Below are 16,008 nucleotides of genomic sequence, written 5' to 3' on the forward strand. Positions count from 1 at the left end.
TGAACCCTTAAAAATTTTTCAGGAAAAGTTATGGCGTAATCCATATACAGCTTTTAATTAAAAATGCGAAAGTCCTGCTATATACTCATTGGGATGGGTATAAATGGTTATAAAATCTGGAAGCTCCCATGCCTTATTTTGATTATATAATGCATAACGGTTGTTTTTCTCTTTAGCAAGTGCCGTAATAACAGCACGTAAATTGGGATGTTGCCTACCTGATAATTCATACCATAGGTGTGTATTAGGCGTATAGCCCAATACACCTACGATAAAAGAAAAGGTATAGATACAACTTATTCTGTATCGATACAGAATAAGTTGTACATAAGTAAATAGAATTTTAATGCTATGCATAGGCTGTTCTTAATTCATCACAGATTCTAATAATTCTCTGGCATCATTGCCAAAACGTAGAAAATGAACCTTATCCTCTTGTTCTGCTCTAAACCCCCAGTCGTTACAAACAATTCTGCCATCTATCCTCCTGTCACCTACTATAGTAGATGAGGCAGTCGTATTGTATCCAACTACAATTCCAACATGCCCAGTAGCATCTGAGTAATTATCAATAAAATTTCGAGATTTTTTTATTTTCCGTATTGATTGTATAAATGGTATAAATGAAAAAGAGATCTAAGTTATTTTGTGATATTTCCACATGACAACATCATGAAAACATGCTATGCATCTAGAAATAGTCAACAAGAGTAAGAAATATTTACTAACAATGTTGAATAATGGTGTTAGCATGTTCAATAAATACTATTTCTTTCAAGAATGATTTGCCCGCTAGGAGAATTTGTTTAATGACACACTCACATCCTAAGGAGATAGCTATTTTTACTAAAAGTAGTAAATAAAAAAATACTATGCAAGTCTAAAAGCAATAAGTATTAGACCTGTTGCGCAAGTCCCAGAAGACTTGAAGTAGATAAAAATCTATTCAAAAATCCTTTTTTCTTTATCATAAAATAACGTAACTATCCAGGTACCCTGTGTTATACACACAATAGCTGTTTTTTTATAGTTGATTTGTAATGAAATATAAAATTCGTGGTAAAAATTTTGGTAACACATTTTCCAATATGTTAAAATTGATAAAAATATTTATATTTAACATTAACAATCAGTTATTTTTACAAAATTTAAAAAAGGTACCTGGGGAGTTATAAAATAAAAAAGCTAAAAATTTTGGTGCGGAATGTGGAGTGTGAGGTTTCGTGGACTTGAAGGGATTCGAACCCCTAACCGCTGCATCCGTAGTGCAGTGCTCTATCCAGTTAAGCTACAAGTCCAATTCCTATACGTAAAGATAATAAACATAAAAATTATTTCAAAAAAATGGTTTAATATACTTTGAACCGATATTCCGAAGAACCGATATTTTGAACTGTTTTTTATATTGATTATGAATATAATCAAAAATATGGATAAATATTTTTATAAAAATTAATACATAGCCTAACGTACTGTAAAAATTTTTAATAGAAATCCCATAATTCATTATTAGTCAATTGTAAAAACAATTAAAAGACTACATTTTTTAGTGGGGAATGTCGGTTTGAAATATATTTTTTGAAAAAAAATAACTTTTTGTCAAAAAAAAACTAACTTTGCTAAAGGATATGTATTTTAATAAAATCCGTAACACATTTTAATCTGTTTTAGTTAGTACACATGAAAAATAAGGTAGTTGCCCTGTTATTGATTTTTTTTGCAAATCATGCTATAGTGGATGTAGTGCATGCTACAGCATATAGAAACGTTGGAGAGTCCCCTGCTACTATCAGCGATCAGGAAAATTTACCAATGAGTGATGCCTATGTACCTCCGATTGAGAACTATTTTAGCTGTACATCTGAACTGTTAGGTATGGATTATTTGCTCCATCAGGGTAGTTCTGCTCCGATACCTGTTAAAAAATTTGATTTTAGTGGTCTATTTCGTCACAATATTGCTTTTTTGTATGCCATTCGCATCAATCAATCTCGTTTTGCATTCTGTCCTGGAGTTGGGTTTAGCTCCTTAAAGTACTACTTTGATCATATGGCTAACTCCAGTGGTAAAAAAATTTATAAGACGCTTACAAGAGTAGGTGAAAAACGCACAGAATGCAAACAAATCGATGAAACACAACTAATAGGTAATGATGGAGAGGTAACGGGATCGCAATTCAACATTTCGTATTTTGATGTTATGTTTAGAGTTAGATTTAACAGTGTCTTGGATGAGCCTAAAGAAGGGTTCCATGTCTGGTTAGGCATGAAGCTTGGTTTTCGCATAGGAGCTACCACTACTATTGATTACTCTGAATATAATGAAACAGGAGCATCCCTGGTTAGGAGTGGTAGTTTTAATTTGAGTAGAGCGCACCTTTCTTGGCAAGGTGGACTTGGTTACAGCCGTTTTGGACTTATCGTAACGCATGGGTTAAGCTCCCTTTTTGATGAAAATAGAGGACCAGATAATGCTATTCGACCCCTTTCCGTAGGGCTTTATATAGATCTATTATAGACTGATGGTGTATTTTATGATTTAAGTTTCTCCATATATTAAGATAATATTTTTTTCCTATTTTACTTATTTTATTGTAAGAAATAAATATTATTCGTAAATTCGTTTCACTCTACTGGTGACATGGTGTAGTTTTTGTTGTATCTCTTTAATGTTAGGGGAGATGCCAGAGTGGCCAATTGGGGCGGACTGTAAATCCGTTGCGTAAGCTTCGAAGGTTCGAATCCTTCTCTCCCCACTCAGTAGTTTGTATTAGGTCTAAATGTATAAGCGGGAGTAGCTCAGTTGGTAGAGCGACAGCCTTCCAAGCTGTAGGTCGCGAGTTCGAGGCTCGTCTCCCGCTCTTAAGAGCTTTGTAGGGCCGGTGTAGCTCAGGGGTAGAGTACTTCCTTGGTAAGGAAGGGGTCACGGGTTCAAATCCCGTCATTGGCTCCATATTTGGAGTTAGTGAACTGTCGGGTTACATAGATCCAAAAAGTTATTTGTTTAAATTATTTTATTAAAAATCTAAAGAATATACAGTTATGGCAAAAGAGACATTTGATCGGTCAAAACCGCACGTAAACATTGGTACAATTGGACACGTTGACCATGGTAAGACAACGCTTACTGCTGCTATTACTTCTGTTTTAGCAAAAGCAGGACTAGCAGAGAAGAAAGATTTTTCATCTATTGATGCTGCCCCAGAAGAAAAAGAGCGTGGTATTACCATTAATACTGCTCATGTTGAATATCAAACAAAAAATAGACATTATGCCCACGTGGACTGTCCTGGGCACGCTGATTATGTTAAGAACATGATTACAGGTGCTGCTCAGATGGATGGTGCTATTCTTGTGGTTGCTGCTACGGATGGACCAATGCCCCAAACAAGAGAGCATATCCTATTGGCAAGCCAAATAGGTGTTCCAAGCATAGTAGTCTTTTTGAACAAAGTAGATGCTGTAGATGATCCTGAGATGCTTGAGTTGGTAGAACTCGAAGTGAGAGAACTCTTAAGTGCCTATAAATTTGATGGAGATAATACGCCTATTATCCGTGGGTCTGCGTTAGGTGCTTTAAATAGCGAACCAGAATGGGAAGCTAAAATTCAAGAACTAATGGATGCTGTTGATAATCATATCCAACTTCCAGTTCGGTTAGTAGATCGTGATTTCTTAATGCCAGTAGAGGGTGTATTTACCATTACTGGTCGTGGAACGGTAGCTACGGGTAGGATTGAGAAGGGTGTTGTTCAAACAGGTAATCCGGTTGAAATTATTGGTATGGGAGCTGATAAGTTAACTTCCACAGTTACTGGTATAGAAATGTTCCGTAAAATACTAGATAGAGGAGAAGCTGGTGATAATGTTGGAATTTTGCTTCGTGGTATCGATAAGGAAAGTATTCAACGTGGTATGATTATCTGTAAGCCAGGCAGTGTTAAGCCTTATAGTAAGTTTAAGGCTGAGGTTTATGTTCTAACTAAAGACGAAGGTGGGCGTCACAAACCTTTCTTTAATAAGTATAGGCCACAATGTTATTTTAGAACAACAGATGTTACTGGTGAAATAAAGCTTCCTGAAGGGGTTGAAATGGTTATGCCAGGAGACAATGTTAATTTAGAAATTTCTCTTATTAGTAGCATTGCTATGGAAGTAGGATTGCGTTTTGCTATTCGAGAGGGGGGTAGAACTATTGGCGCTGGAAGGGTTACAGAGATTGTTGAATAATTTTTGATCGCTTCTTTTTCTTTAATTTATTAAAGAAAAGAAGCTTCTGTATTTCCAGGATGTTGTTGTATTTTCTGGATTTCTTACAAAATTTATACTACGGGTGTAGCTCAATTGGTAGAGTAATGGTCTCCAAAACCATCGGCTGGGAGTTCGAGTCTCTCCACCCGTGCATGAACAAAATATGTCAAAGTTAAAAGTGTTTATACTAAATCTGATACAGGAAGTGCGGTATAAGATTACCTGGCCAGCCTACCATAAGTTGCAAAATAACTCTATGCTTGTACTTGTAGCTTCTTTTATATTTGCGTTGCTTATTGGGCTAATTGATTGGTCTTTTAAAAAAGCTGTTGTCTGGTTTTATAGTGCTTTTTAAAAAAAATGGACTATTCGAATGAATGCGTTACAATGGTATGTGCTTAAGGTAGTCAGTAAGCAGGAAGAAAAAATAAAAGCTAATTTACAAGCAGAACTTGTAAAAGAGAATATGCAATATGCTGTAGACCAAATTTTAATACCCTACGAAAAGGTATATGAGGTACGTGATGGAAAAAAGCATGTAAAAAACAGGAATTTATTTCCCGGTTACATATTACTGTATGCAGACCTTACAAATGGTCTTCTTATACAATTGCTAAAAAGTGTGCCTGGAGCGCTTGGATTTTTAGGTGTGAAAGGATGGGGTACTGCAAGTCCTCCTGTTCCTTTAAATCAAGCAGAAGTTGATCGAATTATAGGTAAAACAGCAGGGTCAGATTCCGTCAATTTTAAATTGAACACTATATTTGTTGTAGAAGAGATGGTAGAAATTATAGATGGTCCTTTTGCTGGTTTTACCGGAAGAGTTCAAGAGATTTTTGAAGAAAGGAAAACACTTAACGTAGTTGTTAAAATTTTTGATGAACGAAGTACACCTGTAGAATTAAGCTATACCCAAGTTAAGAAGCTTTTTTAGCAAGCATTTTAACTTAGAAATATTTCTAAAATTTATATAAATAGTATGTCAAAGCCAATTTTAGGTTATGTAAAGTTGCAGGTGAAAGGTGGTTCAGCAAATCCCTCACCACCAGTAGGTCCTGCATTAGGTAGTAAGGGAGTTAATATCATGGAGTTCTGTAAGCAATTTAACGCTAGAACAAAAGATCAGCAAGGTAAAATCTTACCTGTAGTTATTACTATTTATCAAGATAAATCTTTTGATTTTGTTGTTAAAGCATCTCCTGTTGTTCATTCTATCATGGAATGTACTGGAATAGCAAAAGGGTCTTCTGAATCCAATAGGCGTAAGGTTGCTACCATTAGCTGGGAAACTATACAGCAAATTGCTGAAGGAAAGCTTCAGGATTTGAATACTTCAAGTATACATGCTGCCATGAGGATGATAGCTGGGACAGCTAGAAGCATGGGCGTAACAGTACAAGGTTCCGCTCCTTGGATTAAATAAATGATATGAACATGGCAATTCAAACAAGAACACAAAGGAAACACAGTCCAAAAGTTTCTCTAAAAGAGATGTACCCTTTAAATGAGGCTGTTGAATGGGTAAAAAAGAATACTATTACAAAGTTTGATGCTTCAGTAGATTTGGCTATTCGTTTAGGTGTTGATCCTAAAAAAGCTGATCAAATGGTTCGTGGTACGGTATCTCTTCCTCATGGAACAGGCAAGCAATGTAGAATTCTAGTACTGTGTACGGCAGATAAAGAACAAGAAGCTAAGCAGGCCGGTGCCGATTATGTAGGGTTAGATGAATACATAGACAAAATAGCTCAAGGCTGGACAGATGTAGACGTTATTATAACTATGCCAACGATTATGGCTAAATTAGGTAAATTGGGTAAAATACTAGGACCTCGTGGTTTAATGCCAAATCCTAAAGAAGGTACTGTAACTATGGATGTTGCTAAGATGGTAAAAGAAGTTAAGGGAGGCAAGGTTAGTTTCAAAGTAGATAAATACGGTATTGTGCATAGTAGTGTTGGACGTGTGTCTTTCCCTTTAGAAAAGATTGTAGAAAATGCAATGGAACTAATAAAAGTCATTGTCAAGCTAAAGCCCGCTTCTTCAAAAGGAATTTATGTGAATAGCATTAGTCTTTCTAGTACAATGAGTAAAGGTGTTTTTATAGATAGAAATGTTGCCCTTGGGCTTTAGCAAAATGAAAAGAGAAGAAAAATTACAAGTTATAGGAGATTTAGCAGAAAAATTTTCCCAGTTTGAATGCTTCTATGTGATAGACGCTATGGGCCTCACAGTAGAGCAAGTAAATAAATTTAGGAAAAAATGTTTAGCGCAAAATTTGGTATATCAAGTTGCTAAAAATACATTTATTCAGAAGGCGCTTGAGCAAATTGGAAAAGGTGATGCGTATGCAGCCTTTTTTGCAAGAGTGTTGAAGGGTTTTTCTGGTATTTTATTTGCTCAGGATAGTGGAAGTGCGCCTGCAAAAATGTTGAAAAACTTTTTGACGGAAGAAAAATTAAGCGTGCCTACATTAAAAGGTGCTTCTGTTTATGGTGATGTATTCATTGGCGCAGAACACCTGGATATGTTAAGTACCTTAAAGTCAAAAGAAGAAATTTTGGGCGACATTATTTCACTTTTGAAGTCTCCAATTTCAAATGTTGTTACTTCTCTCCAATCGGGAGAAAGACGTTTGATGGGAGTTATGGAAACCTTGGCCAATGCGTCAGTTTAGTAAAGAAGGTTCCTGTTTTTAATTTAATAATCCTATTAATCTCTAAATTTAATAAACGTTTACAAACATGGCCGATTTAAAAATCTTAGCAGAACAGCTGGTTGGTTTAACCATTAAGCAAGCTAATGAATTATTTGATATTTTAAAAAATGAATATGGTATTGAACCTGCAGCTGCTGCTCCCGTAGTGATGGCTGGCCCCGCTGCTGCTTCTACTGAAGCTGTTGTGGAGAAAACAGAGTTTGACCTTATTTTGAAGTCTGCTGGAGCTTCTAAGCTTGCAGTTGTGAAACTGTTTAAAGAAATCAGTGGGTTGCCGTTAAAAGAAGCTAAAGAACTTATTGACGCAGCACCTACTACAATTAGAAGTAAATTGCCTAAAGAAGAGGCAGAATCAATGAAGAAAAAGTTAGAAGAAGCTGGAGCAGAAGTTGAATTAAAATAAGTACATTTAAGTACATTATATAGTAGTTCATTTGATGAACCGAGGTGGTGGAACTTAAAAGGTCATTTAGTTGCAATATGCTATTTATTGAAGGGAGCCTCCTGCTGAAAATACTTACGTATTTTGCTTCCTTCAGGGCTTTACATTTTATAAATGTAAGTTGGAGGTATCCCTTTTTAATTTCCTATAATTGTTTAAAATTTTAAATTTATAGGACCTTGGTGGAGAAAAAACAATTTAGTAGTAAACAGAACCGCAATATGTCTTCAGTTGATTCCCCAGCAAATTATACTGATTTGCTTGAAATCCAGTTGAAGTCTTTTAGAGACTTTTTTCAATTGGGTGTTAGTAGGGAGAATAAGGTAAATGAAGGACTTTATAAAGTCTTCATGGAGAATTTCCCTATTGAAGATTCTAAGCGTAATTACATCTTGGAATTTATCGATTATAACTTAGAGCTTCCTCAATATACACCTCGAGAGTGTATTGAACGTGGAATGACCTATGATGTCCCTTTAAAAGCCAAATTGCGTCTATTGCAAAATGACGAGCAAACTGGAAAATATGAGGCTATTGAACAAGAAGTCTTTCTAGGAAATATTCCTTGTATGACTGATCAAGGCTCTTTTATTATGAATGGTGTGGAACGTGTAATTGTTTCTCAGGTTCATAAGTCATCAGGTGTTTTCTTCTTTGAAAATAAGCATATTAGTGGATCTAATGTTTATTCTGCTAAAGTTGTACCTGCCAAAGGTGTTTGGATAGAATTTACTGTAGATATCGGCTCTGTAATGTATATCTATGTAGATAGGAAAAAGAAAATACCTATTACAACCATGTTACGTGCTATTGGCTATAGCAGTGATAAAGATATATTAGATATTTTTGGCCTTTCCGATGAGGTCGCAGTAACTAGAGAAACATTAGAACAGCATAAGGGACGTAAACTAGCTGCGCGGGTTCTTAAAAGTTGGGTAGAAGATTTTGTAGATGAAGAAACAGGAGAAATTTTTCCAACTACACGATATGAAGTTCTGTTAGAACGCAATACGTTATTAGATGAAGCCTCTATAGAGGTTCTTTTATCCTCTGGTGTTAACACTGTTAACCTCTATAAATTAGATGCTGCTCATACAGACTATCACGTTATCTATAACACTTTTGCTAAGGATAGTACCAATGATACCAAAGAAGCTATAGGACAAATTTATCGTCAGCTGCGCAATGCAGAAGCTCCTGATCAACAAACTGCTCGCGAAACAGTAGAAGGTCTTTTTTTTAGTAGCAAACGCTATAGCCTAGGTGAAGTAGGGCGTTATAGAATTAATAAAAAACTAAACTTAGATCTTCCTGTTGATACCTGTGTGCTAACACAACAAGATATTATAGAAATTATTCATTATCTTATTAAAGTTTCCAATGGAAAAGCAGAAGTAGATGATATTGACCATTTGAGTAATCGACGTGTTCGTTCTGTTGGAGAACAGCTATTTACCCAATTTGGCTTAGGATTGTCTCGTTTAGCAAGAACTATTCGTGAAAGAATCAACACTAGAGATAGTGAAACACTTAAACCTGCAGACCTTATTAATGCCCGCACATTGTCTTCTGTTATTAGTTCTTTCTTTGGAATTAATCCATTATCCCAACTTATAGATCACGTCAATCCGCTTGCAGAAATTACACACAAACGTCGTGTATCTGCCCTTGGACCTGGTGGACTATCTAGAGATCGTGCTGGCTTTGAAGTTCGTGACGTTCATTATTCCCATTATGGTCGACTATGTACCATTGAGACACCGGAAGGTATGAATATTGGTCTTATATCTTCGCTTTGTATGTATGCACGTGTCAACAGTATGGGCTTTATAGAAACGCCATATAGAAAGGTAGAAAATGGGAAAGTGGATTTAAGTGGTGAGATTTGTTATTTAAGTGCTGCTGAAGAAGAAGGATCGAATTTTGCTCCCTCTAGTGTACATTTAGATAAAGATGGAAATATTCTTAATGAACGTATCAAGGTCCGAAATGGAGATGAGTACCCTTTGGTAAAACCAGATCAGATAGCTTATATGGATGTTTCTAGTAGCCAAATTGCTTCGGTTGCTGCTTCTTTAATTCCATTTTTAGAGCATAATGACGCCAGTCGTGCGTTGATGGGATCTAATATGCAACGTCAAGCCGTTCCGTTAATACGACCAGACGTTCCAATCGTTTGTACAGGAGTAGAAAAAAGAGTTGCTAAAGAATTTAGAGGCTTGCCCATTGCTCAGGAAAGCGGAGTGGTTACTTATGTTGATGGTAGAAAAATTGTTATTCATTACGATCGTTCAGAAGAAGAAGAATTGGTTTCATTTGATGACGCTTCAGTAACCTATGAGGTGGATAAATTCAGAGGAACTAACCGTAATACCTGCATTAACCTTTCTCCAATAATTTCTAAGGGAGATCGTGTAGAAAAAGGTCAAGTGCTTTGTGACGGTTATGCTACTAAAAATGCAGAATTAGCACTTGGCAAGAACTTAAAGGTGGCTTTTCTATCATGGAAGGGATATACCTTTGAAGATGGCATTGTTATATCTGAACGCGTTGTGCGTGATGATGTTTTTACTTCTATTCATATTAGAGAGTTTATTTTAGAAGTTAAGGATACTAAATTTGGTTCAGAAGAATTGACCAATGAAATTCCTAATGTTAGCGAAGAAGTAGTTAGTAAACTAAATTCCGATGGAATTGTTAAAGTAGGAACAGAAGTTAAGGAAGGTGATATTTTGATTGGTAAAATCACACCAAAAGGTGAAATAGATGTTACACCTGAAGCTAGGTTATTAAAAGCCATTTTTGGAGATAAGGCAGGTGATGTTAAAAATACTTCTTTAAGAGTGCCATCTGGAATGGAAGGAGTGGTTATTGATACTAAAATTTTTTCTAGCCCGGATAGAAGTAAGGAAGGTAAACAGAAAGCTAAAAAAGAATTGGAATTGCTAAAAAAAGCACATGCCAAAACTTTACTGAAATTACGTGATACTGCTATAGTAAAGCTAACAGCTGTATTAGATGGAGTGATAACCAATGGTGTTTTTCACCAGTTTGGTGATGAAATCATTCCAGAAGGAACAAAGTTTACCACTGCATTGATTGCTGAAAAACTCTTCCCTAAAAAAAATGTTTATCGTGACGCATCACTATATAATGTGCCAGAAGAAGAGAGTTTCATTGGAGACCTCTTACTTAGTAATTGGACAAATGATGCGCATAAAAATACACTTATACAGCATATTGTAGAAGCATATAACACAAAGCGCACAAAATCAATTGTAAATTTTAAACGTGAAAAATTTACCCTAGAAGCAGGTGATGGATTACCAAAAGGAGTTGTTAAAGTAGCAAAGGTTTATATTGCAGAGAAGAGAAAGCTAAAGGTAGGAGATAAAATGTCTGGAAGACATGGTAATAAAGGGATTGTTTGTAAAATAGTTCCTCAGGAAGATATGCCATTTTTGGCAGATGGAACACCTGTTGATGTGGTACTAAGTCCACTTGGATTACCTTCTCGTATGAACTTAGGTCAGCTATATGAAACCGTATTAGGTTGGGCTGGACATGAACTAGGAGAACGTTATGTCAATCCAATTTTTGAGGGTATATCGTTAGATCAGATTTCTGTTGAACTGGAACGAGCAGGACTGCCCAGTTTTGGTAAAACAACGGTGTATGACGGTGCCACTGGTCTTCCATTTGAACAAAAAATTACAGTTGGCGTAGTGTATCTACTAAAACTTGCTCACTTGGTAGATGATAAAATGCATGCCCGTTCTACAGGACCTTATTCTTTGATTACCCAGCAACCATTGGGTGGTAAAGCACAATTTGGAGGTCAAAGATTTGGTGAAATGGAAGTTTGGGCATTGGAAGCATATGGAGCTGCGTATACATTACAAGAAATGCTTAACACAAAATCAGACGATGTGGTTGGTAGATCTAAAGCGTATGAAGCCATTGTTAAAGGGAAAAATATCCCAAAACCAAATCTATCCGAATCATTTAATGTATTGATACACGAACTTCGGGGATTAGGCCTTGAAATTACACTTTTGTAGATAAAGAACAAGTTCGTTTGTATATGCTATATCTAAAGTATTGTGCACAAGTTTAATAGTATGAAGTTTAGAAAAAATAAATTGCAGCCAACTGATTTTTCCGGTATTGTTGCTAGTCTTGCCTCCCCAGAGGTGATTTTGTCCCGTTCATTTGGAGAGGTAACACTTCCAGAAACTATTAATTATAGAACACATAAGCCTGAGCCCAAAGGACTATTTTGCGAACGTATATTTGGTCCAGTAAAAGACTGGGAGTGTCATTGTGGAAAATATAAAGGCATTCGTTATAAAAACATTATATGCGATAGATGTGGTGTCGAAATTACAGAAAAAAAGAAAAGACGAGAACGGGTAGGACATATTGAGTTAGTCGTTCCAATTACACACATCTGGTATTTCAGAGCACTGCCTAGTAAAGTTAGCTATTTAATTGGTATACCTACTAAAAAAGTAGAACAAATTATATACTATGAGCGCTATGTAGTAGTGCAGCCAGGTATTAAAGCAGATAGTGGGATTGCTGCTATGGATCTACTTTCTGAGGAGGAGTATCTAGATATTTTGGATCAATTGCCTCCTGAAAATCAATTATTAAGTAATTCAGATCCAAATAAATTTATAGCCCAAATTGGCTCAGAAGCTATTGAGTTTATTTTAAAAAAGTTAGATTTAGAAAAGCTCTCAATTGAATTGAGGGAACAACTTATTGCCGATCCTGCCCAACAACGTCGCTTGGAAATCGTTAAAAGACTAAAAATAGTTGAAGGATTTAGAGACAAAAATAAAAAAGTAGAAAATCGTCCTGAATGGATGATCATGCGTATACTTCCTGTTATCCCACCAGAATTACGTCCGCTTTTTTCATTGGGTGGTGGTAAATTTGCTACTTCTGATTTAAATGATTTATATAGAAGGGTTATTATTAGAAACAATAGGCTTAAAAGACTATTAGATATTAAAGCTCCTCAAATCATTATACGTAATGAAATGCGTATGTTACAGGAGGCCGTAGATTCCCTACTTGATAATTCACGTAAAGTAAACACCGTAGCTTCAGAGGGAGTACGTCCACTAAAATCCCTTTCAGATATGTTGAAAGGTAAGCAAGGACGTTTCAGGCAGAATTTGCTGGGGAAACGTGTTGATTATTCTGGGCGATCTGTTATTGTTGTAGGACCTGAATTACAACTCCATGAATGCGGTTTACCTAAAGAAATGGCTGTCGAGCTATTTATGCCTTTTATTATACGAAGGCTAATAGAACGAGGTGTGGCGGAAACTGTAAAAGCAGCTAAGAATTTAATAGAAGAAAAAGATCCCGTTATTTGGGATGTCCTCGAGAATGTTCTCAAAGGTCATCCTGTGTTGCTTAACCGTGCTCCAACCCTACATAGGCTAGGTATACAAGCATTTCAACCTAAATTAATTGAAGGAAAAGCAATACAATTACATCCACTTGTTTGTACCGCTTTTAATGCCGATTTTGATGGTGACCAGATGGCTGTTCACGTGCCATTAGGGCAAGAAGCTATTGCAGAGGCCTCTCTGCTTATGCTTTCTTCTTGCAATATATTGAACCCTTCAAATGGAGTCCCCATTACCATTCCATCACGAGATATGATTTTAGGACTTCATTACCTAACCAAAGAAAAATGTAGTACTGCAGATGATATTGTGTTAGGGGATGGCATGTATTTTTATTCTCCTAAAGAAGTATTTATTGCATTGGCTCATGAAAAAGTTTCTGTTAATGCTTGCATAAAGCTTCGAGTTCCCAAAAAAAATATAGGGGGAGAGGCTCCATATGAATACATTTCTACTACAGTGGGTAGAGTTGTATTTAATGAATACTGTCCAGCTGGCATGGAGTTTATGAATGAAACACTCAATGTCAGAAAGATGCAAAATATTGTGGCAGATATGTACAGTAAATTTGGTACAGTAGCTACTGTTAATTTCTTAGACAACATCAAAATGTTAGGCTTTGAAACAGCATTTAAAGCAGGAATGACTATTGGGTTAGATGATGTAAAAATACCAGCGGCTAAAGCCGAGCTCATTGCGCAAGCTACTACTGAGGTAGAATCCATTTGGGGAAATTACATGCTAGGATTGATAACGGATAATGAAAGATACAATCAAGTAATTGACGTTTGGACAAGGACCAATACCCGTATTACAAATCAACTCATGGAGCAGTTAGAAAAAGACAATAGCTCATTCAACTCTGTTTACATGATGATGATTTCTGGTGCCAGAGGATCCCGTGAACAAGTTCGTCAGCTGGGAGGTATGAAAGGTTTGATTGCTAGACCACAGAAAAGCACACAAGGTGCTGTAGGAGAGATTATTGAAGACCCAATTATTTCTAACTTTCAAGAAGGCTTGAATGTTATTGAATATTTTATTGCTACACACGGTGCTAGAAAAGGTTTAGCGGATACTGCTTTGAAAACAGCAGATGCTGGTTACTTAACTAGAAGATTGGTAGACGTATCCCAAGATTTAACTGTAATTACCGAGGATTGTGGTACACTCAAAGGAATTAATGTAAGTGCTGTAAAAGTCGAAAACAGGATAGTTGAATCTCTTGCAGAACGCATTTTAGGCCGTGTAGTTGTAGAGGATGTATTTGATCCAAAAACAGGAAAACTGTTGATTGCTAGAGGTAATGAAATTAATGAACATATTGCTTCAGAAATAGAAGCAACGGGCCTTGAGGAGGTTTTTATACGTTCTGTTTTAACTTGTGATCTATCTCAAGGTGTTTGTGTGAAATGTTATGGAAGAAACTTAGCAACTGGTAATACCATTTCTGTTGGAGAAGCTGTAGGTGTAATTGCTGCTCAATCTATTGGACAGCCAGGAACGCAGCTTACTATGAGAACATTCCATGTTGGAGGTACTGCATCCAATATTGTTGTGGATTCTAAAATTAAAGCCAAATATGCAGGTATTGTAAACTTTGAAGAACTTGTTCTTACAAACTATTTAGATAAAAATGGAGAATCTATTGAAGTAGTTATGAGTCGTTCCTCTGAGTTGCAAATTTTAGAGCCTACCACAAGAAAAATATTAATGAGTACACATTTACCTTATGGTGCACACCTTAAGGTAAAAAATAATCAACAAGTAGTTTATGACCAAGAGCTATACCATTGGGATCCATATAACGTTGTGTTGTTGGCTACGCAAGGGGGAGAAGTCAGTTTCTTAGATCTTGAGGAAGGAGTAACTTATCAAGAAGAGTTTGATGAGCAAACCGGTCGAAAAGCTAAAGTAATGATTGAGTCTAAAGATAAGACCAAACACCCAAGCATCGTTTTGTCTGATGGTACTGAGGTTATTGTTGCTTCTTATACCATTCCTATTAAGGCACAGCTTGTAGTAGAAGTAGGAGATCGGGTCCAAAAAGGAGAGGTATTGGCTAAAGTACCTCGTATTATTAATCAGTCTCGTGATATTACAGGTGGATTGCCGCGTGTTGTTGAACTTTTTGAAGCTAGAAGACCTGCAAATACTGCTTTTATTAGTGAGTTAAGTGGTGTAGTTACTTATGGTGGTATTAAGCGGGGAAATAGAGAAATTTTTATTGAGTCTAAAGAAGGAGTACAAGCCAGATATATGGTACCTCTATCTAAACATATCTTAGTTCAAGATAATGATTACGTTAAAGTAGGGGAGCTCATCACCGATGGAGCTGTAGCTGCTGCCGATCTTCTAATGACAAAAGGTCCATTGGTAGCACAGGAATATATCATGAATGAGTTACAGAGCGTATATCGTCTACAAGGTGAGAAAATCAATAATAAACATATTGAGATAATCATTAAACAAATGATGCGTAAAGTAGAAGTTCTTGAGCCAGGTGATACAACTTTATTACATGGACAAATTATTGATAAGGTTGATTTCTTCGAGGAAAATGATAAAATTCGGGATAAACAAATTATTATAGATTCAGGAGATACTACTGCGTTTAAAGTAGGGCAGTTTATATCTCCTCGTAGATTACTGCAGGAGAATGATTTTCTCAAACGTCAAGGGCTGGTTCCTATGCAGGCTAGAAAGGCAGAGTTGGCTATTGCACAGCCAAAGTTGCAGGGTATAACACAGGCCTCTTTGGCTACAGAAAGTTTCCTATCTGCTGCCTCTTTCCAAGAAACTTCTAAGGTATTAAGTGATGCTGCTATTAGTGCTAAATATGATAAGTTAAAAGGGTTGAAAGAAAATATTATTGTAGGCCATTTGATTCCTGCTGGAACGGGTATGAGAAAGTATGAAAAATTGGTAGTACACTCGAAGAAAGAATACGATGCCTTGGTAAAAGCTAAATCTGGTGAAATACATGGTATGTAGTATATTTATAATAGACTGAAAAATTTAGAAAAAAAGGATTAATTTTGTTTCCCCTATAGGAATGATTTTACTATAATGGACTGAAAAATCAGTCCATTATACTCTTCAAAAGTCTCCTTTCGAAACGCATTATATAACTCTATTTTATTCTATTCCTATTTAACAAATATAGGACTA

At 36.2% G+C, this 16,008-nt stretch carries 11 protein-coding genes and 5 tRNA genes; 14 read left to right on the top strand and 2 right to left on the bottom strand.

Annotated elements, in window-relative coordinates:
• Positions 1–57 precede the first annotated feature (57 nt).
• A complete protein-coding gene (locus tag CCPUN_RS01620; RefSeq protein ID WP_133281846.1) occupies positions 58–357 on the bottom strand; it encodes a hypothetical protein in 300 nt (99 codons plus the stop codon).
• Positions 358–1,224: 867 nt separating this feature from the next.
• Positions 1,225–1,298: transfer RNA gene (locus tag CCPUN_RS01625), tRNA-Arg, on the bottom strand.
• A 382-nt stretch (positions 1,299–1,680) separates the two neighbouring features.
• On the opposite strand from CCPUN_RS01625, the gene CCPUN_RS01630 reads away from it, so the two are divergent.
• From CCPUN_RS01630 to rpoC, 14 genes are all read left to right on the top strand, one after another.
• Complete coding sequence (locus CCPUN_RS01630; protein ID WP_133281847.1) at positions 1,681–2,517, top strand: outer membrane beta-barrel protein; 837 nt, start codon at positions 1,681–1,683, stop codon at positions 2,515–2,517.
• Between the two features lie 157 nt (positions 2,518–2,674).
• Positions 2,675–2,755, top strand: a tRNA-Tyr gene (locus tag CCPUN_RS01635).
• A 32-nt stretch (positions 2,756–2,787) separates the two neighbouring features.
• Positions 2,788–2,860 (top strand) — tRNA-Gly (locus tag CCPUN_RS01640).
• 17 nt (positions 2,861–2,877) lie between these two features.
• Positions 2,878–2,952 (top strand) — tRNA-Thr (locus CCPUN_RS01645).
• Positions 2,953–3,041: 89 nt separating this feature from the next.
• A complete protein-coding gene (gene tuf / locus CCPUN_RS01650; RefSeq protein WP_133281848.1) occupies positions 3,042–4,229 on the top strand; it encodes an elongation factor Tu in 1,188 nt (395 codons plus the stop codon).
• Between the two features lie 99 nt (positions 4,230–4,328).
• Positions 4,329–4,401: transfer RNA gene (locus CCPUN_RS01655), tRNA-Trp, on the top strand.
• 12 nt (positions 4,402–4,413) lie between these two features.
• The gene (secE, locus tag CCPUN_RS01660) at positions 4,414–4,605 is read left to right on the top strand and encodes a preprotein translocase subunit SecE (protein WP_133281849.1); all 192 of its coding nucleotides are present in this window, start codon (positions 4,414–4,416) and stop codon (positions 4,603–4,605) included.
• Between the two features lie 18 nt (positions 4,606–4,623).
• Positions 4,624–5,184 carry a transcription termination/antitermination protein NusG gene (gene nusG / locus CCPUN_RS01665; protein WP_133281850.1) on the top strand — a complete coding sequence of 187 codons (561 nt, stop codon included), beginning with the start codon at positions 4,624–4,626 and terminating at the stop codon, positions 5,182–5,184.
• Between the two features lie 45 nt (positions 5,185–5,229).
• Complete coding sequence (rplK, locus tag CCPUN_RS01670; protein ID WP_133281851.1) at positions 5,230–5,673, top strand: 50S ribosomal protein L11; 444 nt, start codon at positions 5,230–5,232, stop codon at positions 5,671–5,673.
• 11 nt (positions 5,674–5,684) lie between these two features.
• On the top strand, positions 5,685–6,383 hold the full coding sequence (gene rplA / locus CCPUN_RS01675; protein WP_133281852.1) for a 50S ribosomal protein L1: 699 nt from the start codon (positions 5,685–5,687) through the stop codon (positions 6,381–6,383).
• A 4-nt stretch (positions 6,384–6,387) separates the two neighbouring features.
• Positions 6,388–6,927: a 50S ribosomal protein L10 gene (gene rplJ, locus CCPUN_RS01680; RefSeq protein ID WP_133281853.1), complete on the top strand. Its 540-nt coding sequence runs from the start codon at positions 6,388–6,390 to the stop codon at positions 6,925–6,927.
• 67 nt (positions 6,928–6,994) lie between these two features.
• A complete protein-coding gene (gene rplL / locus CCPUN_RS01685) occupies positions 6,995–7,372 on the top strand; it encodes a 50S ribosomal protein L7/L12 (protein ID WP_133281854.1) in 378 nt (125 codons plus the stop codon).
• Between the two features lie 260 nt (positions 7,373–7,632).
• A complete protein-coding gene (gene rpoB / locus CCPUN_RS01690) occupies positions 7,633–11,472 on the top strand; it encodes a DNA-directed RNA polymerase subunit beta (protein WP_133281855.1) in 3,840 nt (1,279 codons plus the stop codon).
• A gap of 60 nt (positions 11,473–11,532) precedes the next feature.
• Complete coding sequence (rpoC, locus tag CCPUN_RS01695; RefSeq protein WP_133281856.1) at positions 11,533–15,831, top strand: DNA-directed RNA polymerase subunit beta'; 4,299 nt, start codon at positions 11,533–11,535, stop codon at positions 15,829–15,831.
• Positions 15,832–16,008 lie beyond the last annotated feature (177 nt).

The organism is Cardinium endosymbiont of Culicoides punctatus (assembly GCF_004354815.1).
GTDB lineage: Bacteria > Bacteroidota > Bacteroidia > Cytophagales > Amoebophilaceae > Cardinium.